Here is a 23,934-nt window from a genome sequence, read left to right on the forward strand (position 1 = left end):
ATATTAATATGAAAATTGCAATTATAGGGAGTGGTGGCAGAGAACACGCAATAACAGCAACAGTATCTAAATCTTCAGTTATAAATGAAATTTTTTGTATCCCTGGAAATGCTGGAACTTCAAAAATTGCAACCAACATTGAAATGGATATTAATGAATTTGATAAATTACATAAATTTATTAAAGACAATTCTATAGATTTAGTAGTTGTTGGTCCTGAACAACCTTTGGTGAATGGTATTGTAGACTATTTAGAAAAGTTTGACATAAAAGTATTTGGACCTAACAGAATTGCTTCTCAACTAGAGGGTTCTAAAATTTTTACTAAAAAACTTTGTAAAGAATATAATATTCCAACTGCCAATTTTGGCATTTTTGAAAATAAAATTGATGCAAAAAAATTTTTAGAAAATACAAAATATCCAAATGTGATTAAAGCAGACAACCTTGCTGCAGGTAAAGGGGTATATATTTGCAATAACGAACAAGAAAGTTTCATGGCAGTCGAGGAAATATTTGATGGAAAATTTGGAGAAGCTAAAAATGTTCTTATAGAAGAATTTCTAAAAGGTGAAGAGATGAGTTATTTTATAATTAGTGATGGGACCACTATTAAAAGCTTTGAAACTGCACAAGATCATAAAAGAGTTCTTGAAGGAGATAATGGTAAAAATACTGGTGGTATGGGCGCCTACTCACCTTCTCGATTAATAAGTAATGATTTAGAAGATAAAATTTTAAGTAAAATTATTAAACCTACTCTTAAAGGACTTTCAAATCTTGGAACTGAATATAAGGGTTTTTTATATGCTGGTTTAATGATTGTTGAAAATGAACCTTATCTAATCGAATATAATGTTCGAATGGGCGATCCTGAATGTCAAACTATTCTTCCTAAACTAAAAACTGATTTAGTGGAAATAATTGAGGCTTGTTGTAATAAAAAACTTGAAGATATAAATATTGAGTGGACTAATAAAAAAAGTTTATGTGTTGTGTTGTGTTCAAAAGGATATCCAGATACCTATCAAAAGAATATCTTAATAAATAATCTTGAAAATTTTACTCTAGATGAAAACAATTTTATATTTCATGCTGGAACTAAAAAGGAAAATGAAAAAATATATGCTATTGGTGGACGTGTGCTAAATTTTATTTCTCTCTCTGATGATTTTTTACAAGCTAGGGATGATGTGCACCAATGTATAAAAAAATTAGATTGGGATGGTGGGTTTTATAGAGGAGATATTGGTTTTAAAGTTATTGATAAATGAGAATCATAGGTGGAAAATTCAAGGGGAAAAAACTACTTGAACCCAAGGATAAAGAAACTAGGCCTTTAAAAGATCTTACAAAAGAATCTATATTCAACATAATTAATCATTCAAACAAGTTTTCGATTGAAATAAAAAAAGCATACGTTTTAGACCTATTTTCTGGAGTAGGTTCTTTTGGTATTGAGTGTCTCTCTCTAGGAGCAGGTCATGTGACATTTATAGAAAAGTACGAGGGTGTTTTGCCCATTCTCAAAAAAAATATTAATAATTTAAAATCAGAAATTAATTATGAAATTATTGAAAATGATATTCTAAATAAGTTTGAGTTTAAAAGTCTAAAATTAAGATATGATATAATTTTTTTAGATCCACCCTACAAAGAAAAGGCTTTAGAAAATATTCTTAATACAATAATTGAAAATAGAATACTTAAAGATAATGGTATAATTATTATTCATAGACATAAAAAAGAAATTGATGAATTTCCAAAAAATTTTCAATTAATTGATGAAAAAAAATATGGTATTTCGAAGGTTATATTTGGATCTTACTTTTAGAGCAGAATTTTCTTAGTTTCTTTTTTTATAAGTTCTACAGCTGGTTGATCAAATGGATTAATCTTTAGAGCTTTACCAATTAATATTGTTTCAAGTATAAAAAAGCAAAAAAGCTCTCCTAGTGTTTTTTCATCTCTTTTTCTAACTTCAAAACTCCTAAATGGAATATTTTTATTTTTAAAAACAGTTTCTGTAGCTTTTTTTTGAGCATACATAATTTGGTTAATGTCTTTATTTTTTAAATACTTTTGCTCTAACAAAATTGTTTCATTATTCATTTTGGGAGAGTTATTTTCATGTGAATAAAAAAATGTAAAAAAATTATTCTTAAAACCATCTAGATATAATTGCATCACGCTATGATTATCTTTTGGCATTACAGAAATAACAGGAAGTATACCTTTTTTGTCTTTACCAAGGCTTTCAGCTACTAATTGTTGGTACCAATTAAATAAATTAGTTGATTGCTCATCATAATTAATAACAATCGAATTAAACTTTTTAGATTTTAAAAAAAAAATTGTAGCATCTACATTCGAAATTAATTGCTTCATAAAAATTTTATTTTTAACTAAATCATTTAATTGTCTGAAGTCTTTATAGTTTAGCCCCATTAATTCTGCCGGTAGCATACCAACCTCAGACAAAACAGAATACCTTCCTCCTATATAATTATTATGATCGACAACCTCTGCTTTTAATTTTTGTGCAAGTAAACTCAAATAACTTTTTTTTTTTTCTGTTATAAATAAATTTTTATCTTTCTTTTTGATTAAAATATTTGCATTTACAATAGTTTCAGTTGTATTTCCTGATTTTGATATAATTAAATTATTAAGATTCTTATTTATCTTTTTATTTTCAAAAGCATTTAAATTATCAACAAATGTGAATTTTTTTTTTATTTTTTTTTTTAAAAAATCATAAATTGCTTGAGCTCCAAGAGTAGATCCTCCCATTCCTATGATTCGATAGTCAAATTTTTTATTAAAATGTTTTGTATTTTTTTTACTGAAGCTATCTTTATAAGATTTTGAAAGTGAACGAATTAATTGGTTTTTTTCATTTAAAATTAAGTTTAAGTTTTTTTTTGTGAATAATATTTTTTTTTTTATTAAAAAGTTTTTAAAACTTATATTTTGAGTGAGCATTAATTATCTTTAATTTTATCAAGTATTGACTGCTCAAAATCTTTATCGGAATCAGTGGTTTCTAATTTTTCATTATTATTGTTTTCAGTAATTAATGACTCGATATTATTAATTTGACTTTCTTGATCTATTTTTTCGTTTGATGGAACAGGCAATTCTTCAAAGCTTGGGGGCATAGAAAGAGGAGATTTTTTTTCAATTAAAAATTCTTCAGATGTATTTTTATTCTGTGGGTCAAATGCTTGCTGCATTAAACCACAATTTGAAAGGATAATAGTACCTAAAATCATTAAAATTAAAAACTTGATATTTTTCATCATTATTTTGTTTTTTCAGTTTTGTTTTCTACTAATTCTAAAACAATCATGCCAATCACACCTAATGTAATAAATATATCTGATACATTAAAAATAAACCAATGAAAATTTCCTACATGAAAATCTATAAAATCAGGTACTGCATTAAAAAAAATTCTATCATGCAAATTACCTAGCGCTCCCCCAACTATCATTAACAACGAATATCTTTTAAAACCATGACTTTTTAAGCGACATTATAACTAATATCACAACTATTATTGAAATTATTAAGCTTAATATATTATATAAAGTGTGATTCATTAAATGAGAGCAGTCCAAAGGCAATTCCTTTATTCCAAATTAACACAATATTTAAATAAGCAGAATTGAAGATGTCTGATCCAAGATTATTCTTATCTAATTGAATAACGTATATTTTTGATAGCCTATCTAAAAAATATATTAAAGATACTATCGAAAAACTAATATAAAAATTTTTACTTAAAAATTTAAATATCATTCAGAGTGTTTTGGGCAAGTTTTTCTTGAACAAGCATTCCTGGTAATTTTCCAGCATACTTGACATTTTGAACCTTCGGCCTTCGTAGTTTGAACTTTTATTTCAGAATTTTCTAAATAAAAACTTCTGCACTTGAAGTGATACAAAGTTCTGAAAAATCTACATCTTTTGAAATGTCATTTAGTTTTTTATCTAAATTGATTTTTAAGCTTGCCTCTAAACTTGATCCAATTTCTTTACTTGCTCTTTTTTCCTCAATACTGATATTACAAACATTTCTGATTTTAATAAGCTCTAACCATTTTTGATTTAAATTTTCATTATTAAAACTTTTTGGAAATTCTATAAATTTTGTTAAATGAATGCTTTTATTATCATTTAATATTAATCTATATATTTCTTCTGTAGTAAATGAAAGAATTGGAGCAAACCATTTCAATAATGAGTTTAGAATAATATTTAGCAAAATAATTGTGGATTTTCTTTTATTAGTTTCTTTAGAATCGCAATATAAAGTAGTCTTTTCGAATATCAAAATAAAATGCTGATAAATCCACAGTACAAAAATTTAGTAACTCTTTGTATAGATTATGAAAATCATAATTATTAAAATAATTTTTAAAATTTTCATTTAAAGAATAAATTTTATGAAGCATAAATTGTTCTAATTCAGGTAGTTCAGATAAATTTATTTTTTCTAAATTAATTTCTTCAAAATTATCATTAAGATTTCCAAGTAAATATCTAAAAGTATTTCTAATTTTTCTATAAGAGTCGGCATGTTGATCTAAAATTGAATGATCAATTCTTAAATCTTCTGCATAGTTTGATGAAGCTACCCAAATTCTTAGAATATCAGCACCATATTTTTTTAAAATATCTTCAGGAGCAATTACATTTCCAAGAGATTTAGACATTTTTAATCCTTTTCCATCTACAACAAAGCCATGTGATAAAATTGACTCAAATGGTGCTTTTCCTCTTGTTCCACAAGACTCTAGTAACGATGAATGAAACCATCCTCTGTGTTGATCTGAACCTTCTAGGTACATTGATGCTGGCCATTTCAAATCTTCTCTTTTTTCTAAAACAAACGAATGAGTAGATCCGCTATCAAACCACACTTCAACAATATCACTTAACTTTTCATAATCCTCTGACTTATATTTTTCACCTAAAAATCTTTGTGGGTTATCTGAAAACCAACAATCAGAACCTTCTTTTTCATATATATTTGCTATATTTTCATTAACTTCATCATCAACTAATATCTCTTTAGTTTTTTTATTAACAAAAATTGGAAGAGGAACTCCCCAAACTCTCTGTCTTGAAACACACCAGTCAGGTCTAGTTTCAATCATAGATCTTAATCTTTCTTTTCCTTTGCTAGGATAAAAAGTAGTTTCATCTAGAGCTTTTAAAGCTGTCTCTCTCAATTTATGACTTTCCATTGATATAAACCATTGTGGTGTTGCTCTATGAACCAATGGAGCCTTAGATCTCCATGAATGAGGGTATGAATGTGTCAGCTCACCATTTGCTAATAATTTTTTTTGTTCTTTAAGTTTTTCAATAACAATTGGATTAGCTTTAAAGATATGATTGCCTTCAAATAAATGAACGTTCTTAGTATATTTTCCATCACCATCAACTGTTTCAATAGCTTTAATTCCATGGTTTAAACATAAGTTAAAATCGTCAGGTCCATGACTTGGTGCACAATGCACAATACCTGTTCCTTGTTCTGTTGTTACAAATCTTGCCTCCAACATTGGAATATCATATTCATATCCCAAATTGAAAAAAGGATGATTACAGATTGTGTCTTTAAAATCTTTTCCTTTAAATTTTTTAATTTCTTTATAATCTTTTATTAGAACATTCTTTTATAACAGAATCTAATAAGGCTTCCGCTACTACTATCTTTCGATTTTTAAAATCACCATCATCATTTAATTGTATCAATACATAATCAAGAGCTTCGTTATAAGCTAAAGCTTTATTTGCCGGTATAGTCCATGGAGTTGTTGTCCAAATGATAATCTCACTTCCTTCAAGTTCTTTTAAATTAGAAGATTTTACTGGAAAAGATGTATAGATAGTATCTGATTTATGATCTTGATATTCAACTTCTGCATCAGCAAGTGCAGTTTTTTCAACTGTAGACCACAAAACAGGTTTGAACCCTCTGTATAAACTACCCTCTTTTAAAAATTTTCCTAATTCTCTTACAATTTGAGCTTCTGCATCATAACTCATTGTAGAGTAATAATTTTCCCAGTCACCTATAACACCTAGTCGTTTAAATTGTCCTTTGTGAACCTCAATCCATTTTTCTGCAAATGATCTGCATTCTTTTCTAAATTCAACTATTGGAACTTCATTTTTATTTTTTTTATTCTTTTTATATTGCTCTTCTATTTTCCACTCAATTGGTAAACCATGACAATCCCATCCTGGAACATATATCGAGTCTTTTCCATCCATTTGATGAAATTTAACTATGATATCTTTTAAAATTTTATTTAAAGCAGTACCCATATGAATATTGCCATTTGCATACGGAGGACCATCATGTAAGACAAACTTTTCTTTACCTTTGCTAGATTGTCTAAGCTCTTGATATAAATTAATTTTTTTCCAATATTCTAAGATTTCTGGCTCTCTTACTGGTAAATTAGCCTTCATAGAAAAAGCTGTCTTTGGAAGATTAATTTGTGAATTACTCATTATGCTCTCTTTGCTATTTTTAAATCTAATTTAATTTGAGATCTTTAACTTATTAATATTTTTAAATTTTTTCTCTTTTCTTATAAATTTTAAAAACTCAACTGATAAGTGCTTATTATAAAGATTTCCAGAAAAATTAAACAAATGAACCTCTAGTAAGATTTTTTTTTGATTAAATGTTGGTCTATAACCAAGATTTGCTATCCCTTTTAAAATTTTAAATTATTTTTTCTTAAAACTCTTACTGCATACACGCCTGGTTTAGCTAAGACATAATCTTTAATATCTATGTTACATGTTGGAAAACCAATTTTTTTTCCAACTTGTCTGCCCTTTTGAACCATCCCTTCAATAGACCATTTTCTATCTTAATAATTTATTGGCTCTTTCTAAGAAACCTTTTTCTAAATAACTTCTAATTAAAGAAGATGAAACTATTTTTTTATTAATCAAAAGAGGTTTTGGTTTAATAACTTGATAATTATACTTTTCTTCATTTTGAATTAAAAATTTTACATCTCCTTCTCTTTTATTTCCAAATCTAAAATTATTACTAACAAATATAAATCTTGCTTTTAATTTATTTGATAAAATATTTTTTATAAAATTGATTGATTTTGTTTTTGAAAAAGTTTTATCAAATTTTTTTGTTACAATAAAATCAACTCCAAGATTATTTAATAAATTTACTTTTTGATCAATACTAGATAATCTAAAATTTTTTAAGGATTTATTAAAAAACATTTTTGGCATTGGATCAAAATTAATCACACCAATTTTTAAATTATATTTTTTTTTATATGATTTAGCTAACTTAAATAATTTTTGATGCCCTAAATGTACTCCATCAAAATTTCCAATTAAAATTATTGATCCTCTTATGATTTTTCTAATATCAAAATTTTTATATAATCTTACCATTTTAAATCTGACTGCATGAAGTTTACAATTGACTCATATTGTTTTGATACTTTTTCTATTCCATTATCTTTTATTTCATTTTTATGTACTCCATTTGAAATTAATAAAGAGTCATAATTTAAAAGATTTGCACCTTTGATATCTGTATTAAGGTTGTCTCCAATTGATAAAATTTTTTTATTTTTATTGTCTATTGATTGATTATAAACTTCTGGATAGGGCTTACCAAAATAAACAACCTTCTCCACCCATTTTTTCAAATACCATAGCAACCGATCCTGCACACAACTCTCTTTCATTTCCTTTATCAACTATTAAATCTGGATTTGTACAAATCATTTTTTTATCAATATGATTTTCTAATAAATCTTTATAATAATTTAAATCCTGATCATAATCATCAAATAAACCAGTACATAAAAGATATTGGCTTTCATTAATATCTTTGGATTTATTGTCTTTAAAGTCATTAAATAAATCAAAATCTCTAGGTGGACCAATATGATAAAATTTTTTTAAAGATAAAACTTTTTAAGATAATTAAGTGCTGCTTCTCCTGAAGTAAAAACTTTATTTCTAAACTTTTCTCCATACCCATTTTTTCTAAAAATTCTTTAACTGGCTGAATGGGTCTTGGTGCATTTGTTAATAAAACAAAATTTTTATTTATCTCTAATAATTTTTTAAGAGTGTAAATTGCACCTTCATGAAGTTCTATGCCATTATGCATTACTCCCCATAGATCTATATAAAAAAGATCATAATTTTCAGCTATGGACTTCAAACCTTCAGAATCTAAATTTTTAGTCATAATTTAAGGTATAAACCATAAAATCCTTAATTTCCTAGGATTTTTCATAACTTATTTTTCATATTAGCTTGAAAAAGCTAGGTCAGTATCTATATGAGGCTCATATTTAATAAGGAGAATTTATGAAGTTTAAACCGTTACATGACAGAGTATTAATCGAAGTTCTAGATAGCAGTGAAAAAACTGCTGGTGGAATAATCATCCCAGATACAGCACAAGAAAAACCTCAAGAAGGAAAAGTAGTTGCTGTTGGTGGTGGAGCTAAAACAGAAGATGGAAAATTAATTCCAATGGATGTTAAAGTTGGTGACAAAGTTTTATTTGGCAAATGGTCAGGAACTGAAGTCAAAATTGATGGTAAAGAATACAGCATAATGAAAGAGTCAGACATTATGGGTATTTCAGGTAAATAATTTAATTTAAAGGAGAAAGTAAAATGGCAAAAATAATTAAATTTGACGCTGAAGCAAGAGCGGCAATGATGAGAGGTGTCAATATTTTAGCTGATACCGTTAAAGTTACTTTAGGTCCAAAAGGCAGAAATGTTGTAATGGATAAATCTTACGGTGCACCAAGAATTACTAAAGATGGTGTTTCTGTTGCTAAAGAAATTGATCTTGAAGATAAATTTGAAAACATGGGTGCTCAAATGGTTAAAGAAGTTGCTAGCAAAACCAATGAAGAAGCTGGTGATGGTACAACTACTGCAACTATTTTAGCTCAAGCTATTGTTAAAGAAGGAGTTAAATACGTAACTGCTGGTATGAATCCAATGGATGTTAAAAGAGGAATTGATGCAGCCGTTGAACATGTTAAAGAAAACTTAATCTCTTCTGCAAAAAAAGTTAAAGACAGTGATGAGATTGCTCAGGTTGGAACAATTTCTGCTAATGGTGATAAAGAAATCGGAACAATGATTGCAAAAGCAATGCAAAAAGTTGGAAACGAAGGTGTTATTACTGTTGAAGAAGCAAAAGGAATTGATACTGAACTTGATGTTGTTGAAGGTATGCAGTTTGATAGAGGATATCTATCTCCATACTTTATTACTAACAGTGATAAAATGACAACTGAGTTAGATAATCCTTACATCTTATTACATGAAAGCAAATTAACTAACTTACAACCAATGGTTCCATTATTAGAAGCTGTTGTACAATCAGGTAGACCTTTAATGATAATCTCTGAAGATGTTGAGGGAGAAGCATTAGCTACTTTAGTTGTAAACAAACTAAGAGGTGGACTAAAAGTTGTTGCTGTTAAAGCTCCAGGTTTTGGTGATAGAAGAAAAGCTATGCTTGAAGATATTGCTATATTAACTGGTGGCCAAGTAATCTCTCAAGATCTTGGAATTAAACTTGAAAACGTTAAACTTGAAGACCTTGGATCTTGTAAAAAGATTAAAGTTGATAAAGATAACAGTACAATCGTTAGCGGTAGTGGTAAAAAATCTGATATCGCTGCTAGATGTGATTCAATTAAAAAACAAGTTGATGAGACAACATCTGATTATGATAGAGAAAAACTTCAAGAAAGACTTGCTAAATTAGCAGGTGGTGTTGCAGTTATTAAAGTTGGTGGTGCAACTGAAGTTGAAGTTAAAGAAAGAAAAGATAGAGTTGAAGATGCATTAAATGCAACTAGAGCTGCTGTTGAAGAAGGAATAGTAGTTGGTGGTGGTTGTGCGCTTTTATATGCTTCACAAAGTCTAGACTCTCTTAAAGTTAAAGGAGATGATCAAAAATCTGGTGTTGCACTAGTAGCCAAAGCTTTACAGGCTCCTATTAGACAAATAACTTTAAATGCTGGAGTTGATGGTTCTGTTGTAGTTGGAAAACTATTAGAACAAAATAAAAAGAGCCAAGGATATGATGCTCAAAATGAAGAGTACGTTGATATGTTTTCTAAAGGTATCATAGATCCTGTTAAAGTTGTAAGAACAGCTTTACAAGATGCTGCTTCAATTGCTGGGTTACTTGTAACTACAGAAGCCATGATTGCTGATAAGCCAGAAGAAAAAGATGCTGGAGGCGGAATGCCTGGTGGTATGCCTGGTGGAATGGGCGGCATGGGTGGAATGGGTGGAATGGGAATGTAATCCCCATACTACTCAAACAAAATTCAAAAAGGGCAGTTTTTACTGCCCTTTTTTTTTATTAAGATGTTATAAGATTAAAATATGTCAAAAAGATATAGCGGAAAATCATTCAAAGACTCAGTAGTGCTAGTAAAAAACCAAAATTAAGTCTCAAAGAAAAAAGAAAGCAAAAAAAAGAAAAGACTAAAAAGTCTTAAGATTTAATTCTTTTTTTACTATGTTTTTTAAAACTAAAGTTTTTAGGTCTACTATTTCTGCTTTTAAATTTTTTCTTACCTTTAAATCCAAAGCTTTTTTTTTCATCTTCTGTAGATGAGTTTTCTGAAGGTTTTTTTCCAAAATACTTTGGATTATTTGTAAAACCTGAAGGTTTTATATTATTTTTTTTTGCAAAACTTGATTTCCCTTTAAAACCAAAACTTTTTTTCTCTCCATCTCTTGAAGGTCTATCTGATCTATCTTTGCTAAAAGATTTAGGTTTATCTCTAAAACTTGATTTCCCTTTAAAACCAAAACTTTTTTTCTCTCCATCTCTTGAAGGTCTATCTGATCTATCTTTGCTAAAAGATTTAGGTTTATCTCTAAAACTTGATTTCCCTTTAAAACCAAAACTTTTTTTCTCTCCATCTCTTGAAGGTCTATCTGATCTATCTTTGCTAAAAGATTTAGGTTTATCTCTAAAACTTGAAGATCTTTCCTGTCTACCTTTTCCAAAAGATCTTTTTTCATCTCGAGCTTTTCTTTTTTTATTATTTGGCCCCTTACCTCTTCTTTTGTTTTTCGAGTCTCTTCTTAAGCCACTAGGTGCTGATTTAAAATTTGGATCAATTAACTTATTTATAGAATTCCACATTGATCTATCATCAGGCGTGTCAAAAAAGTTAAGGCAGACCCTTCAGATCCTGCTCTAGCAGTCCTTCCAATTCTATGAACATAATCCTCCGGAACTTGAGGCAGATCATAATTAATTACATGTTGAATGAGAGGGATATCCAACCCTCTAGCAGCAACATCTGTTGCAATTAAAATTCTCTTCAATCCTTTTCTAAAAGAATTAATAACACGATCTCTTTTGCTTTGACGGAGATCTCCATGAATAGCATCAGCCGAATGCCCCTCTTCTTTAAGTTTTTTAACCATCTTATCGGCACCCCTTTTAGTCTTAACAAAAACTAGGATAGAACCTTTTCTGGCTAAAAATTGATCAATTAATTCATCGTACTTATTTTCTTTAAAAACTTGAAGAGTTTCTTGTTTAATCTTTGCAATTGGAACAGAAGTTGCTCCTGTGGAAATTCTTTCAGGTTTACTCAAGTATCTATCTGAAATTCTTAAAATATTTTGAGGCAAAGTTGCTGAAAATAATAGTGTTTGATGATCTTTTGGAACAAATTTTAAAATCATTTCAATTTGTGGGGTAAATCCCATATCTAACATTCTATCAGTTTCATCTAAAACCAAATACTTTGTGGCTGATAAATTTAAGCTTTTTCTTTTTAGATGATCATTAATTCTTCCTGGAGTTCCAACTATTATTCTAGATCTATTACCTAACTGTCTAAGCTGTTTTTGCATCGACTCACCACCAATGAGTAAAGCTGATTTAATATTTATTTTATCGCTTATAATGCTTTTAATTGCCTCCATTACTTGAGTAGCGAGCTCTCTTGTTGGGCACATAACTAGTGCAAAAGCATTTTTATCTAAAATCAATTTATTAATTAAAGGAATACTAAAAGCTAAAGTTTTCCCTGTTCCAGTTTGTGCTGTTCCTAAAATATCTTTTCCTTCTAAGGCCAGCAGGTATTGCCATGCCTTGAATAGGAGTTGGCTTTGTAAAATTCATTTTTTGTAATGAATTTTTTAATGAATCTTCTATTTTAAGTAATTTAAAATTTTCCATTTAATGATTTAGAAGTGTTGATCTTGATTCTGTGTTCCTTCTAATTTTATTGCGATATCTATATGTTTTTAAAACAATCACAAGAAATGAATTCTTCATTAAAGTCTATTTACCAAGTAATTGCTGTCTTTTTTTAAGTTTTCAAATCAAAGAATTAATGTATAAGAGCCACAATTTATGAGCAATAACATCAGAAACATCACCATCATTGCACACGTTGACCATGGCAAAACTACCATGATTGATAATCTCATGAAGCAAAGTGGTTCATTTAGAGATAACGAAGTTGTTGATGAGAGATTGATGGACTCTGGTGAGTTAGAAAAAGAGAGAGGAATCACTATTCTAGCAAAACCAGCTTCAATTAATTGGCAAGATTCTAGAGTAAATATTATAGATACACCTGGTCACAGAGATTTTGCTGCAGAAGTTGAGCGTGTATTAAGTATGGCTGATGGTGCATTACTACTGATAGATTCTGCAGAAGGTGTAATGCCTCAAACAAAATTTGTATTAGCTAAAGCACTTAAGCAAGGATTAAAACCAATCGTTGTAATTAATAAATTAGATAAAGCTGATCAAAGAGCTAATGAAGTATTAGATGAAACTTTTGATTTGTTTGTAAGTTTAGATGCTAATGAAGAACAATTAGATTTTCCAGTTTTATATGCAAGTGGAAGATCGGGCTGGGCAAGCAAAGAAGTTGATGGTCCTAGAGAAAATCTTCACCCACTATTAGATCTAATAATCGAACACGTCAAACCAGCTGAATTAGATAAAACAAAGCCTTTTGCTATGCTGTCTACTTTGCTTTATGCAGACAGTTTTTTAGGAAGAAGTTTGGTTGGAAGAATATCTCAAGGAACTGCAAAAGCTAACCAACCTATCAAAGCAATTAACCTTAAAGGTGAAAAAGTAGACGAAGGTAAACTAACAAAAATTTTTAGATACGAAGGGACTAAAAAAGTTCCTATTGAAATAGGTGAAGCAGGAGACATTGTAGTAATTGCAGGTTTAGAGAAAGCAAACGTGGCGGATACAATTTGTGATCCTGAATTAAATGACCCAATTCCAGCAACTCCAATAGATCCCCCTACTATGTCTATTACTATAAGTGTTAACAGTTCACCTTTAGCTGGAACTGAAGGAAAAAAACTTACAAGTACACAAATTAGAGATAGATTAGTTTCAGAAGCCCAGAATAATGTTGGTATTACTTTTTCTCAAAATGCAAATGTAGACTCGTTTGTAATAAGTGGTCGAGGTGAATTAATGCTCGAAATTTTACTTACACAAATGAGACGTGAAGGATTTGAGATGACTGTAAGTCCTCCAAAAGTACTATATCAAAAAGACGAGGCTGGTAATAAGCTCGAACCTATTGAAGAAATCACTGTTGATCTTGACGAAGAATATTCTTCAAAAATAATTGACTCTATGAATAGAAGAAAAGGTAAACTTTTAGATTTAAAAGATACTGGAAAAGATAAAAAAAGATTAGTGTTTCATGCACCAACAAGAGGCTTAATGGGTTACACAAGTAGATTTTTAACTTTAACAAAAGGAACTGGTGTAATTAATAGAATTTTTCATGGATATGGAAAGTTTGAAGGTGAAATGGATGGCAGAAAAAATGGTGCTCTAATTTCAATGTCCACCGGAAAGGCTGTAGCGTTTGCAATATTTAACCTTCAGGCTAGAGGCGAAATGTTTGTAACTCATAATGACCCTGTTTATGAGGGAATGATTGTGGGATTAACTCCAAAACCTGGTGATATGATCATAAATGTTATGAAGGGTAAACAATTAACTAACATGAGAACTCAAGGTACAGATGAAAATGTTGTATTAACTCCAGTAAGACAGATGTCAATTGCTGAACAATTAAGTATGCTAAATACTGATGAAGCTCTTGAAATTACACCAAAATCTTTAAGATTAAGAAAAGCTATTCTTAATCCTCATGATAGAAAAAGAAGTGAGAAATCTGGAACTGCTGCTTAATTAAATAATTTATTAACTAAAAATAATCCTAAAGCAACACAAGGTCCAATTCCAAATGCGAACAATAAAGTTCCAACACCAACAGTGCCCCCTAGATACCAACCAATAGACATAACTGTTATTTCAAGTGCTGCTCTAACTAATGCTATAGGCAGGTTTGTTTTTTTTTGAAGACCAATCATCAATCCATCTCTTGGACCTGCTCCTAAGTTTGCAACTAAATAAATTCCCCCTCCAATTCCCACTGTCAATACAGCAAAAGCACCTAACAATATTTGATAAATATAGTTTTCTGGAGCTTGGACATATCTAATACAAACATCAATCATCAGTCCAATTATCAATGCATTTAAAATAGTTCCAATTCCTGGCTTCTGATTTAATGGAAACCAAAGTAATAAAACAATAAAACTAATAAAAATAGTTATGGTACCAACAGAAAAACCAAAATTTAAATACAAACCCTGAGCCAATACACTCCATGGAGATGCACCCGAAGCAGAAACAATTAACAAGCCTTCACCTAAACCAAACAAGGTTAACCCAAAACAAAGAAAAAAAGACGTGGATATCTTTGGTTTTAAATTAAGCGGTTTATCTGAGCTCCAAGATACGCTTGGAATATTTTTAATTTTTAAAAACATTATTTATTAAATTATTTCTTTTAACCTCAAAGTCTATTAAAATGATATTTTATGAAAAAATTTTTATTCTTAATTTTTCTTTTAATCTATTCATTTAACAGTAGTGCTCACATGGCTCACTACAATAAGTTTAACAAAATAGAAATGGAAATTTTAAGGGATGGTGAAGTTATTGGTTACAATTACTATTTTTTTAAAAAAGATTCAGACAATACTACTGTTACAAATCAATTAAAATTTACTGTTAAATTATTTGGGGCCACTATTTTTGAAATTGAAAGTTTTGGAGAAGAAAAATATATTAAAGATAAATTGATTTCCTTTAACTCGAAGACACGTCAAAATAAAAAAGATAAATATGTTCAATTAAATTTAAATGAAAATGAAAATAGATATGAAATTAAAGGTTCATCATATACAGGCAGCGCATCAATAGAGAATGTGATTGGAAATTGGTGGAGTCATAAAATTCTTCAAACAAACTCTCAGATAAGTCCGATTTCTGGAAGTATTAAAGAACAAATAGTTACCTTTATTGGTAAAGAAAAAATTAAATTATATGGAAAAACATACGAAACAGAACACTTTAAATTAACTTCAAAAGACATGTCTATTCCTAAAGATAAGAGGTTAAATTTTGATATTTGGTTCGATAAAAAAAATGCATTAATTCTAAAAGTTGCCTATTCTCAAATGGGAAATTGGGAATATAAAGTTAAAAAATTTGACTAAATTTATTTAACAATTTTTTTGTAAAGATCATTGGCACTTATCCATCCTGCTTCAAGTCTTGGTCCCACAAACCAATCTGCACATACTCCTAAATTTAATGAAGAGTTCCAATAACTTTTTATATTTAGAGGATTTGAATTTGATGAATATTTCCATCCATGATTAAGGGAAAATAATACTTTAGTTTTTTTAATACCTGTGAGTTTAAAGAAATGATTAATAAGAATTTTAGAATTTATATTTTTTTTTTCTCTATTTTTATTAATCATCTTATTTGCCCAATTATGAGTACTTTGTAAAGTCCATAAATCTTGATTACTTTTAAATCTCTTTTTACTATTTTCTTTTGCAGCCCAACCCAAAATTTTGTCATCAAATAAATAACTACTAACATTTTTATTTGTTTTTTTTATTACTAGCATAACTGTAATATTAGCGTCCATTTTAACTTTCCTTTTGATGAATGGAGCTTTTATAAATTTTTTTGACAGCTTTGATAATTGAGCAAATGGAAAAGTTAGAATTAATTTTTCATAAATTTTTTTATTACCATCAGAAAAAGTAAGGACCCATTTTTTTTCCTTATAGTCAATTTTCTTTAATTCTGTTTGAAAATAGCATTGGATATTTTTTAAAAGATATTTGCTAATATCATTATTTCCTTTTTTACCTATAATCTTTAAATGATTTTTATTTTCTTTTTTAACTTTATTTAGAAATAGATGATTGCCACCCCAATTTTTTAATATTTTTTTTTTTATCAAAATGTTGATAAACTTTTTAAAAGCTGAACTTTTAGGTGAAATATATTGCGTTCCATGATCAAATCCTTTTGTTTTATTTAATCTTTTAAAAGAAGACCTGCCACCTGGCCCTCTTGCTTTATCAAATAAATCAACAGAATGTTTTCTACTTAAAAGGTTAGCAATAGTTGCGCCCGATATTCCTGAGCCAATTACACAATATCTGTTCATTTACCAGCAACGGTCATATCATCAATCATCATGGTAGGTGAATTAACTGAGTATTTAAAATCTAAATCGTTTGCCAGTGTAATTTTTTTAAACATTTCATTAAAATTTCCTGCTATTGTTATTTCGTTTACTGGATACTTAAATTCTCCATTTTCAATTAAAAAACCTGTGGCACCTACTGAGTAATCACCTGTTACAAGATTTGTTCCATGGCCTATAGTTTCAGTGACGTATAAAATTTTAGAATGACTTTTTAGTAAATCATCATAACTAACACTTCCATTTTCAAAATAAAGATTAGTGCTTCCACCACTTCTTCCATTTGATTTTAAGTTTAATTTTTTTCCATTGTAGGTATCCACCAAGTAATTATTTAGAACTCCATTACTTACTAATTTTAATGTATCTGTTTTAACTCCTTCAGAATCAAAACACTTTGAACCCATGCCCTTAATTAGATCAGGTTTATCAATAACATTAATTGAATTTGAAAAAATTGGTTGGTTTAATTTGTCTTTAAGGAACGATGTTCCCCTTGCAATAGATGAAGCTGAAATAGCTCCTGAAAAAGAGCTAAGGAATCCTTTTGAAATTCTTCTATCAAAAATAATACTTAGTTTATCGCTACCAATTTTTTTAGGATTAAGTTTTTTTATAGTTTGCTCAGCAGCACTCTTTCCAAGCTCAGATGGATTAGAAATATCATTTAAATGACATTTACTTGTAAATTCATAGTCTCTTTCCATACTATTTTCATTTTTTGCAACCGTAACACAAGAAGCTGTAAATGAAGATGATTTATAACCATTACAAAAACCATCGCTATTAGCTAGAATAAAGTTTGATTTATTTTCTGTAAAGCCTGACTCTGTATTTATAATTTTTTTATCAATTGAAGCTGTTTCTTCTAACTCTTTCAGGTAATTTATTTTTTTATCATTTTCTATATGAGATTGATCATACAAGTTTAGATCTTTAATATTTTTTGCTAATAACTCTTTATCAGGAAGAGAATTAAATTCATCATCAGGAGTAATTTTTGTAGTTTCACAACATTTTTCAATTAATGTTTTTAAGTTCTCATCTAATAAATTTGAGGAAGATATTGATGATTTTTTTTTACCTAAATAAGTCTCAATGCTTATTGCTAAACTATCAGATCTATTGGACTCATCTAACACTTTATTTCTAAAGCTTACTGTCTCAGAAATTGAATTTCCAATAGTTACACTTACATCTGTTGACCCAAGTTTTTTAGCTAGATCTATACAGTAGGAAGCCTTTGATTTTAAGTACTCTTCATCTTTGATCATGATGTTATAGTTTTGTTCCACCCACAGTCATTTTATCAATTAATATTGAAGGTTGTGCAACTCCAACCGGTACCCCTTGACCCGCTTTACCACAAGTTCCAATACCTGGATCCATCATCATATCATTTCCAATCATTGACACTTCTTTTAAAATTGAAGGACCATCTCCGATTAAGGTTGCGCCCTTAATAGGTGAGCCAATCTTACCATTAATTATTTCATAAGCTTCAGTGCAATTAAAAACAAATTTACCCGATGTAATGTCTACTTGTCCTCCTCCAAAACTAACGGCAAATATTCCTTTATCAACTGACTTAATCATTTCATCTTGAGTTTGTTTTCCGCTCAACATCATTGTATTTCTCATTCTTGGCAACACAATGTGTTTATAATTTTCTCTTCTTCCACTGCCTGTAGATTTGGTTTTCATCAGCCTTGCATTTAATCTGTCTTGCATAAAATTTTTTAAAATCCCATTTTCAATCAAAACTGTTCTTTCTGTAGGAGTTCCCTCATCATCAATAGTTAAACTACCTCTTCTTTTATCAATAGTTCCATCATCAACAATTGTAACTCCCTCGCTGGCAACTTTTTGACCCATCAAATCATGAAATGCAGATGTTTTTTTTCTATTAAAATCACCCTCTAATCCATGGCCAATAGCCTCATGAATTAATATAGCAGGCCAACCTGGGCCTAAAACAACTTTCATTTCACCTGCTGGAGCTGGTTTACTATCTAAATTAACTGAAGCAATTCTTAACGCTTCCTCACAAACATTTTTCCAGTTATCATTTTTTAAATACTCATCATAAGACTGTCTTCCGCCTATTCCATAAACTCCTGTTTCTTTTCTTCCATTTTTTTCAAGCATTACAGAGACGTTAAATCTGATTAAAGGACGAACGTCTGTTAAAGCTTCTCCACCAGATCGAATTATTTCGATAGATTTTTGCTCTCCACTAAAGCTAGCAGTAACCTGCTTTACAGTTGAATCTTTTTTTCGCAAATAATCATTCACATTATTTAAAACTTCTAGTTTTGCATCTAGCGTTTTTTGTTCGATAGGGTTAATATCATCATAAAATTTATTATTACTTTTTGGTATTTCGTGATTATAAGTTCCTTTAATTGATTGAAGAGTAGATTTTAAATTTTTTGCTGAATCATTTAATGCTTCTTTTGATATTTCATTTGAGTGAGAATAAGCAACTACCTCATCAGATACTGCCCTGAATCCAAAACCAAGATCAGAACTATAATTTGAACTTTTAATTTTATTATCATCTAATAGAATTGACTCTGACTTTGAATTCTCAAAATATATTTCCCCATCATCACAATTTCTTAAAGTTTCAGATACAATCTCGTCTACATCTTTTCTGGTTAAGTCTGATTTTTCAAAAAAATTACTCATAGACAGTACATAGTTGTTTGTATGTAATTTTCAATGGATGATTTTACGCATGTACAATATTTAATCTCAGATGTAATGTTTAATAATGAAAGTTTATTTCAATGATTCATGTAAAATTTGTCGATCTGAAATTAATCTATACAAAAAAGAGAAGGTTGAGGAAATTGATTGGATTGATATTACCAATAATTCAAATGCTGAAAAAGAAACATCTAAAAAAGATAAAGAGCTTTTAAGAAGATTACACGTTAAAGATGGGGATAGAGTTATTGAGGGAGCGGAAGCTTTTCTTTTTGTTTGGAAAAAAATTCCAAAATATAAAATTTTATATAAATTCTTTAAACTCCCAATAATTTTTCAAATTTTTAACATTACTTATGAAGTTATTGCCTATTTTTTATATTTAAAAAACAAAAAACAACTAAAGAGTTAACTTGTAAAAAATAATAAAATTTTACTTAATAAAGACATTGAGGCAATAAACATCATCATTACTACAGAATACATTAGACTAATAATCTTATTTTTTTTTCTTCTTAGTCTTACAAAATCTTTATCATCTAGGTCTGAAATGTCTCTTTCACCAACTACATGATAATCATAACTCCAGCGCCATGTAGAATTTCCAAGTCTTGGATCAAAATTATTAAAATATGTTATCCAAGCAAGAATATACCTTAAGATTAGATATAGAATTACCATTGTAATTGTTCCAAAAATCATAAAAATTATATTACCTAATTAATTTAGATAATTTAATTGCTATTTTTAGACCTTTTTCTAGCAATAAGCTGTGTGAGAGAGTCAACCATTGTGTCTGATGCTTTAAATATTTCATTATTTTTAAATTCATGAGAAATATTTTTTTCAGGATTTGTCTTATCTTCAATAACTATTCCCTCATCTGGAGAATTGTTTTTAATATAAATTAATAATAGCCATTCTTCATCAGAAGACTCATCCCATTTTACATAAATCTCTCCTGTTTCAAATCTTTTATCAATACATCTAAAAATAGACATGTGCCTTGTGATATGTCTTTTATTTAACTGAAACACTAGACTACTTGCACTACGATAAAAACTTTCAAGTGCAAATTCGATTTTTTGCCTTGCTATTGTGTACTCTTTTTCTTTTTGTAGAAGCGTTTCTCTATCTTCATCACCTTGTAATTTTACTCCAAGAGCCTCTACTCTTTCTTTTATTTTTTGGTCTCTAATTATTCTATATTTTTCTTTTAGTTTTTCTATCCGCTGCTGAAGACCAGCATAATCATCTCGTTTTTCTCTAAGGGATATCTTTTCAAGTTTTTCTAATTCTTTAACTTCTCTAATTCTAAATTTTTCAATTTGTTTTTCTAATCTTAATTTTTTTAAGAATTGTTTTTGTTTTTCAGCTTGCTCTATTCTTAATAAAGCCTGTTCTTTTCTAAGAAAAATTTTTATATCCTTCGCTCTTAGTCTGTCTAATTTTACCTCATCTCTTAAAGTCTGTTCTTGAAGCTTAATTTTTAATTTCTTCTGTTTTTGTCTTTCATTTTCAAGACTAATTTTTTCTTGTCTTTCTTTTTCTAATTTTTCTAGTTTTAGTCTTCTTGCCTCATCTTTTTTAGCTTCTTTATATTCAAAAATTGTATTAGCTATTTTATCAAAAAAAGCCTGGATATATTTTTCAACACTAAAATTAATTTTTAAATTTACTTGGGGTTTTAAAGAATTTTGAAAATTTATTATTTTTAAAATAAAATTTTGTTTTTTTGAAACTCTTTTATTTTTAATTTTTTTTTTTGTTTTATTTGTATTTCGAGATTTAGTTTTTGTTTTTATCTTTTTTACTTTTTTAGAAGTAAATTTATATCTTTTTTTAAATTTTTTTTTTACTTTAGTTTTATTTTTTTTTGATTTTTTTTTTATTTTTTTCATTTCAAAAGATTGTTGCTTCTATCAATAAATTATTGATAAATATAGTCTCTTGTTACTGGGGTAGAAGTATAATTTTTTGTAAGTTGAAATTGATATACAACCTGATCTCCCCACTTAAATGCCATTTCACAGCCTGCTAAATAAAACTCCCACATTCTAAAAAATTTTTCATCAAACATTTGAATAATTTTATCTTTGTTCTTATTACAATTTTCTTTCCAGTGTCTTAATGTGTGTGAATAATGAAGTTTTAAAACTTCAATATCAGAAACAATTAGCCCAGCTTTTTCGATTGGAGTGGTCACTTCACTCAAACTAGGGGTATACCCCCCTGGAAAAATATATTTTGTTATCCATGGATGTGGGTCTCTAGGTGGATTTACAGATCCTATTGTATGAACCAAAGATATCCCATCATCCGTTAGTAATTTATCTAATTGTTTGAAAAATTTCTTATAAAACTTTCTCCCAACATGTTCAAACATTCCAACACTTACTATTCTATCAAATTTTTCATTGAGCTGTCGGTAGTCTATTAACTTAAATGCTATCTTGTTTTCTAAATTAAGTTTCTTTGCTTTTTTATTACAATAATTGAATTGATTTTCAGACAGGGTTATCCCTGTAACATTGCAATTAACAGTTTTAGCAATATCGATTGCTAAAGACCCCCAGCCACAACCTATATCTAAAACTTTCTGACCTGGTTTTATATTTAATTTTTTTATTATGTGTTGAATTTTATTATTTTGAGCTTCTTCAAGTGTGTCATTCTCATTTTTAAAATATGCACACGAATATTGCCTTTTAGGATCTAAAAATAAATCATAAAGATCATCTGAAATATCATAATGATGTGATACGTTCATTTTAGATTTTTTAATAAAATTAAAGTTAGTTAAAAATCTATAAGATCCCCTCAATCTATTAATTAAATAACTAAAAAAATTAAGCTCATTTCTTCCAAAATTCATTAGAGCCAAATCTAAAAAATCACTTAAACTTCCATTTTCTATTGTTATATCTCCATTGGTATAGGCTTCTCCAAAGTATAAATCTGGCTGAAATAATAATTTATAATGAAGTTTTTTATCTAAAATTTTAACTTTTATTGGCTTATCGCTCTTAGGTAACCCAATGATATAATTTTTTGAGTAGGCATCTTCCAAAATAAAACCATCTTTCTTAAATACATTATTAAGAAACCTAGCTAATTGCATTTCAAGCAGCCATTGTTGATTTTGTAGAAAAATTTAATTTTTCTAAATTATCAATTAGCTCCTTTTCTTCATTAGAGTCTAAAATCGATAACGGTGGTAAAATATTTTTATAAATTAAATCATTTTTTGAATAAAAAGCATGGAGTCCAGATATCAAATTGTATTTTTCAAACACACTTCTAACATCACAAAGTTTTTGATTAACTGTTTGTTCTCTTTTATCAACAAAGTCATTATACACTTTTCTTGCTAATGCCGAGGTCACATTACATGTGGCTGTAATTATTCCAGAGCACCCAAGCTCTAAACCTTTCAATAGCTTAGATTCTGATCCCGGCAAAACTGAAAAATTTTCAATTTTTAGATTTTCAAAAAGATTATATGAACTATCTTTAACACCAATAATTTGTTTAGGAAATAATCTTACCAATTCCTTAACACACTCCACATTAAACTTGTATCCACTTAATTTTTCAAAATTATAAAGCACTATTTCACACTCTGGATGTGCATCAATAATTTTTGTATAAAAGTTAATAACATCACGATCTGAATATTTATAAAATGCTGGTGGCATAATTAAAAATTTCTTAAAATTTAAAGACCTGGCTACACTCATCAAATTTATAGTTTCACTTAAAGAATTTAAACCAGTTCCAATTATATATTTTTCTTTATATTTGCTTTCAGATAGATGATTGAATAAATCTATCTTCTCACTAATTGATATCAACTGAGCTTGTCCTGTACTACCAAAAATTGCAGCTCCATGACAACCTTGATCAATAATCGTCTCAGCATGCTGAATTGTTTTTTTTACGTCTAAAGTTAAATCATCGTTAATAACAGACATTGAGGCTGCGTATATACCGTTGATTTTACTCATAAGTAAAATTTATATAAAAAAAAAATTTAGTAAAGACCTAATCAATTAAGATATATCATTTAAAACGATCTCTTTTGCTTCATTAACTATAGATGAAAGCCTTGAAGTTTCGGGTGAGATATCAGGATGAATTTTTTTTTGTATCTTAATATATGCTTTATTCACAATTTCCTTTGTAATTTTTTCAGACGGGTTAAGATTTAATATTTTATATGCTTCTGAAGTAGTCATTGTGTTGGCATTGGATACGACATTATCATTGAATGAAAATCTTCCAGAATTTCTTAGTGTTTGAATTAATCTAAACAGTGAAATAAGTTGAAAAAAAGATAAACCTTTTAGTTTTAATAAAGCTAAACTTGCAAGCGTTAGAGGTAAAGTTAATAAAAATTTGCCTGCGACAGCAAACAAAATTGCAATGGCTATTAAGCCAATAAACAATAATATTCTAAGACTTTGTGATATTTTTTTTGAATTTATAGCGGCAAAAAACCTTAATAAAAAATATAAAGCTACTAAAATTAATACTGTATAAATTATTATATTCATATATTT

30 protein-coding genes are annotated in these 23,934 nt (G+C 28.5%); 7 read left to right on the forward strand and 23 right to left on the reverse strand.

The window, feature by feature from the left end; genetic code table 11:
- Positions 1-8: 8 nt before the first annotated feature.
- Positions 9-1,274 carry a phosphoribosylamine--glycine ligase gene (purD, locus tag Q0X98_RS00375; protein WP_297680341.1) on the forward strand — a complete coding sequence of 422 codons (1,266 nt, stop codon included), beginning with the start codon at positions 9-11 and terminating at the stop codon, positions 1,272-1,274.
- Positions 1,271-1,834 carry a 16S rRNA (guanine(966)-N(2))-methyltransferase RsmD gene (gene rsmD, locus Q0X98_RS00380; RefSeq protein ID WP_297680343.1) on the forward strand — a complete coding sequence of 188 codons (564 nt, stop codon included), beginning with the start codon at positions 1,271-1,273 and terminating at the stop codon, positions 1,832-1,834. The genes purD and rsmD overlap by 4 nt, the downstream gene beginning before the upstream one ends.
- Here the strand turns inward: rsmD and Q0X98_RS00385 are convergent.
- From Q0X98_RS00385 to Q0X98_RS00435, 11 genes are all read right to left on the reverse strand, one after another.
- Positions 1,831-2,985 (reverse strand): glucose-6-phosphate isomerase, encoded by a 1,155-nt coding sequence (locus Q0X98_RS00385; protein WP_297680345.1) that lies wholly within the window; start codon positions 2,983-2,985, stop codon positions 1,831-1,833. The two genes, rsmD and Q0X98_RS00385, sit on opposite strands and share 4 nt — an antisense overlap.
- A complete protein-coding gene (locus Q0X98_RS00390) occupies positions 2,985-3,305 on the reverse strand; it encodes a DUF3035 domain-containing protein (RefSeq protein WP_297680347.1) in 321 nt (106 codons plus the stop codon). Before Q0X98_RS00390 ends, Q0X98_RS00385 begins: the two co-directional genes overlap by 1 nt.
- Positions 3,305-3,496, reverse strand: coding sequence for a signal peptidase II (locus Q0X98_RS00395; protein WP_297680349.1), 192 nt, complete (start codon positions 3,494-3,496; stop codon positions 3,305-3,307). Before Q0X98_RS00395 ends, Q0X98_RS00390 begins: the two co-directional genes overlap by 1 nt.
- Before the next feature lie 420 nt (positions 3,497-3,916).
- Positions 3,917-4,339 (reverse strand): class I tRNA ligase family protein, encoded by a 423-nt coding sequence (locus Q0X98_RS00400; RefSeq protein ID WP_297680351.1) that lies wholly within the window; start codon positions 4,337-4,339, stop codon positions 3,917-3,919.
- The gene (locus Q0X98_RS00405; RefSeq protein WP_338140421.1) at positions 4,302-5,600 is read right to left on the reverse strand and encodes a class I tRNA ligase family protein; all 1,299 of its coding nucleotides are present in this window, start codon (positions 5,598-5,600) and stop codon (positions 4,302-4,304) included. Before Q0X98_RS00405 ends, Q0X98_RS00400 begins: the two co-directional genes overlap by 38 nt.
- Before the next feature lie 64 nt (positions 5,601-5,664).
- Positions 5,665-6,534 carry a class I tRNA ligase family protein gene (locus Q0X98_RS00410; RefSeq protein WP_297680353.1) on the reverse strand — a complete coding sequence of 290 codons (870 nt, stop codon included), beginning with the start codon at positions 6,532-6,534 and terminating at the stop codon, positions 5,665-5,667.
- Between the two features lie 30 nt (positions 6,535-6,564).
- Positions 6,565-6,750, reverse strand: a complete 186-nt coding sequence (locus Q0X98_RS00415) for a riboflavin kinase (RefSeq protein WP_320415255.1) — start codon at positions 6,748-6,750, stop codon at positions 6,565-6,567.
- Complete coding sequence (locus tag Q0X98_RS00420) at positions 6,744-6,878, reverse strand: riboflavin kinase (RefSeq protein ID WP_297680355.1); 135 nt, start codon at positions 6,876-6,878, stop codon at positions 6,744-6,746. The genes Q0X98_RS00415 and Q0X98_RS00420 overlap by 7 nt, the downstream gene beginning before the upstream one ends.
- A 19-nt stretch (positions 6,879-6,897) precedes the next feature.
- On the reverse strand, positions 6,898-7,455 hold the full coding sequence (locus Q0X98_RS00425) for an FAD synthetase family protein (RefSeq protein ID WP_297680357.1): 558 nt from the start codon (positions 7,453-7,455) through the stop codon (positions 6,898-6,900).
- Positions 7,449-7,703, reverse strand: a complete 255-nt coding sequence (locus tag Q0X98_RS00430; RefSeq protein ID WP_297680359.1) for an HAD hydrolase-like protein — start codon at positions 7,701-7,703, stop codon at positions 7,449-7,451. The genes Q0X98_RS00425 and Q0X98_RS00430 overlap by 7 nt, the downstream gene beginning before the upstream one ends.
- Positions 7,704-7,942: 239 nt before the next feature.
- Entirely contained in the window at positions 7,943-8,266 is a 324-nt protein-coding gene (locus tag Q0X98_RS00435) for a hypothetical protein (RefSeq protein ID WP_297680361.1), read from the reverse strand.
- 122 nt (positions 8,267-8,388) lie between these two features.
- Here Q0X98_RS00435 and groES point away from each other — a divergent pair, with 122 nt between their 5' ends.
- Positions 8,389-8,679, forward strand: coding sequence for a co-chaperone GroES (gene groES, locus Q0X98_RS00440; RefSeq protein ID WP_008546060.1), 291 nt, complete (start codon positions 8,389-8,391; stop codon positions 8,677-8,679).
- Between the two features lie 23 nt (positions 8,680-8,702).
- The gene (groL, locus tag Q0X98_RS00445; RefSeq protein ID WP_297680375.1) at positions 8,703-10,364 is read left to right on the forward strand and encodes a chaperonin GroEL; all 1,662 of its coding nucleotides are present in this window, start codon (positions 8,703-8,705) and stop codon (positions 10,362-10,364) included.
- Positions 10,365-10,557: 193 nt separating this feature from the next.
- On the opposite strand, the gene Q0X98_RS00450 is transcribed toward groL, so the two are convergent.
- The 3 genes from Q0X98_RS00450 to Q0X98_RS00460 are packed head-to-tail and all read right to left on the reverse strand — an operon-like array spanning position 10,558 to position 12,267.
- Positions 10,558-11,217 (reverse strand): hypothetical protein, encoded by a 660-nt coding sequence (locus tag Q0X98_RS00450; RefSeq protein ID WP_297680377.1) that lies wholly within the window; start codon positions 11,215-11,217, stop codon positions 10,558-10,560.
- Positions 11,202-12,167, reverse strand: a complete 966-nt coding sequence (locus Q0X98_RS00455) for a DEAD/DEAH box helicase (protein WP_320415256.1) — start codon at positions 12,165-12,167, stop codon at positions 11,202-11,204. Before Q0X98_RS00455 ends, Q0X98_RS00450 begins: the two co-directional genes overlap by 16 nt.
- Positions 12,097-12,267 (reverse strand): hypothetical protein, encoded by a 171-nt coding sequence (locus Q0X98_RS00460; RefSeq protein ID WP_297680378.1) that lies wholly within the window; start codon positions 12,265-12,267, stop codon positions 12,097-12,099. Before Q0X98_RS00460 ends, Q0X98_RS00455 begins: the two co-directional genes overlap by 71 nt.
- 177 nt (positions 12,268-12,444) lie before the next feature.
- Between Q0X98_RS00460 and typA the strand changes: the two genes are divergently transcribed.
- On the forward strand, positions 12,445-14,271 hold the full coding sequence (gene typA / locus Q0X98_RS00465; RefSeq protein WP_297680380.1) for a translational GTPase TypA: 1,827 nt from the start codon (positions 12,445-12,447) through the stop codon (positions 14,269-14,271).
- Here typA and Q0X98_RS00470 read toward each other — a convergent pair.
- On the reverse strand, positions 14,268-14,915 hold the full coding sequence (locus tag Q0X98_RS00470) for a hypothetical protein (RefSeq protein WP_297680382.1): 648 nt from the start codon (positions 14,913-14,915) through the stop codon (positions 14,268-14,270). The two genes, typA and Q0X98_RS00470, sit on opposite strands and share 4 nt — an antisense overlap.
- A 51-nt stretch (positions 14,916-14,966) precedes the next feature.
- On the opposite strand from Q0X98_RS00470, the gene Q0X98_RS00475 reads away from it, so the two are divergent.
- Positions 14,967-15,647 carry a DUF6134 family protein gene (locus Q0X98_RS00475; RefSeq protein WP_297680384.1) on the forward strand — a complete coding sequence of 227 codons (681 nt, stop codon included), beginning with the start codon at positions 14,967-14,969 and terminating at the stop codon, positions 15,645-15,647.
- A gap of 2 nt (positions 15,648-15,649) precedes the next feature.
- On the opposite strand, the gene Q0X98_RS00480 is transcribed toward Q0X98_RS00475, so the two are convergent.
- The 3 genes from Q0X98_RS00480 to Q0X98_RS00490 are packed head-to-tail and all read right to left on the reverse strand — an operon-like array spanning position 15,650 to position 19,351.
- On the reverse strand, positions 15,650-16,621 hold the full coding sequence (locus tag Q0X98_RS00480; protein ID WP_297680386.1) for an NAD(P)-binding protein: 972 nt from the start codon (positions 16,619-16,621) through the stop codon (positions 15,650-15,652).
- Positions 16,618-17,934, reverse strand: coding sequence for a metallopeptidase TldD-related protein (locus Q0X98_RS00485; RefSeq protein ID WP_320415257.1), 1,317 nt, complete (start codon positions 17,932-17,934; stop codon positions 16,618-16,620). Before Q0X98_RS00485 ends, Q0X98_RS00480 begins: the two co-directional genes overlap by 4 nt.
- Before the next feature lie 4 nt (positions 17,935-17,938).
- On the reverse strand, positions 17,939-19,351 hold the full coding sequence (locus tag Q0X98_RS00490; protein ID WP_297680390.1) for a metallopeptidase TldD-related protein: 1,413 nt from the start codon (positions 19,349-19,351) through the stop codon (positions 17,939-17,941).
- 85 nt (positions 19,352-19,436) lie between these two features.
- Between Q0X98_RS00490 and Q0X98_RS00495 the strand changes: the two genes are divergently transcribed.
- Positions 19,437-19,784: a DUF393 domain-containing protein gene (locus Q0X98_RS00495; protein WP_297680392.1), complete on the forward strand. Its 348-nt coding sequence runs from the start codon at positions 19,437-19,439 to the stop codon at positions 19,782-19,784.
- On the opposite strand, the gene Q0X98_RS00500 is transcribed toward Q0X98_RS00495, so the two are convergent.
- From Q0X98_RS00500 to Q0X98_RS00520, 5 genes are read right to left on the reverse strand one after another with little or no spacing between them, the layout of a single operon-like run.
- Positions 19,781-20,074: a hypothetical protein gene (locus Q0X98_RS00500; protein ID WP_297680394.1), complete on the reverse strand. Its 294-nt coding sequence runs from the start codon at positions 20,072-20,074 to the stop codon at positions 19,781-19,783. The genes Q0X98_RS00495 and Q0X98_RS00500 overlap by 4 nt on opposite strands.
- Positions 20,075-20,106: 32 nt before the next feature.
- Positions 20,107-21,273 (reverse strand): hypothetical protein, encoded by a 1,167-nt coding sequence (locus Q0X98_RS00505; RefSeq protein ID WP_297680396.1) that lies wholly within the window; start codon positions 21,271-21,273, stop codon positions 20,107-20,109.
- A 29-nt stretch (positions 21,274-21,302) separates the two neighbouring features.
- Positions 21,303-22,493 (reverse strand): cyclopropane-fatty-acyl-phospholipid synthase family protein, encoded by a 1,191-nt coding sequence (locus Q0X98_RS00510; RefSeq protein ID WP_297680398.1) that lies wholly within the window; start codon positions 22,491-22,493, stop codon positions 21,303-21,305.
- A gap of 1 nt (position 22,494) precedes the next feature.
- The gene (locus Q0X98_RS00515) at positions 22,495-23,379 is read right to left on the reverse strand and encodes a dihydrodipicolinate synthase family protein (protein WP_297680400.1); all 885 of its coding nucleotides are present in this window, start codon (positions 23,377-23,379) and stop codon (positions 22,495-22,497) included.
- A 45-nt stretch (positions 23,380-23,424) separates the two neighbouring features.
- Positions 23,425-23,928, reverse strand: coding sequence for a molecular chaperone DnaJ (locus Q0X98_RS00520; protein WP_297680402.1), 504 nt, complete (start codon positions 23,926-23,928; stop codon positions 23,425-23,427).
- Positions 23,929-23,934: the final 6 nt, after the last annotated feature.

This window comes from uncultured Candidatus Pelagibacter sp., assembly GCF_943788075.1.
Taxonomy (GTDB): domain Bacteria; phylum Pseudomonadota; class Alphaproteobacteria; order Pelagibacterales; family Pelagibacteraceae; genus Pelagibacter.